Source organism: Methylopila sp. Yamaguchi (genome assembly GCF_002897035.1).
GTDB lineage: Bacteria > Pseudomonadota > Alphaproteobacteria > Rhizobiales > Methylopilaceae > Methylopila.
Genome location: NZ_BAUX01000039.1, coordinates 1 through 644 on the forward strand (window position 1 = coordinate 1; position 644 = coordinate 644).

Consider the following 644-nt stretch of genomic DNA (forward strand, 5'->3'; position numbering starts at 1 on the left):
TCGATCCCGCGCACCGTCGCGGTCTTGCCGCCGATCACGTAGGTCGCCTGGACCGCCGTCCGCGTCAGGTCGAGATCGAGCGCCGCCGTCATGGCCGACTTGTCGGCCGCCCAGGTGTCTGCGCCCTCGCCGCCGTCGATGGTGTCGGCGCCCTTGCGAGTGACGAGATAGTCGTTGCCGCCGTTGCCGCGCACGACGTCGTCGCCGTCGCCGGTCGTGACCACGTCGTCCCAGACGGTCAGCGTCAGGTCGAAGCGCTCCGCCCCCGCGAAGACGACGCTGTGCGCCGAGGAATTGCCGAGGTCGAAATAGCCGCCGTAGCCGTCCGCCAGCGTCCCTGTCTGAATGCCGGTGTTGACCCCCGCACCGCTGTTGAGGTGCGCGTAATCGACGATCAGCGTGTCGACCGAGCCGGCGGCGTTGGTCCCGAGGTCGACGACGTCGTTGCCGCCCGCCACCTTCACGGTGTCGGCGCCCGCGTTCGTCGCGATCTGGTCGTCGTACTGCTCGCTGCGGGTGATGATCACGTCCGAGCCGGAGCCGGACTGGAAGCGATCCGCGTCGCCGTTGCCGAGGGCTTCGATCCCGCGCACCGTCGCCGTCTTGCCGCCGATCGCGTAGGTCGCCTGAACCGCCGTGCGCGT

The 644-nt window shown here is 69.9% G+C and carries 1 protein-coding gene; it reads right to left on the minus strand.

Features of this window, described 5'->3' with window-relative positions:
• The coding region (locus METY_RS20735; RefSeq protein ID WP_444849104.1) for a calcium-binding protein at nucleotides 1-644 on the minus strand (644 nt) is incomplete at both ends.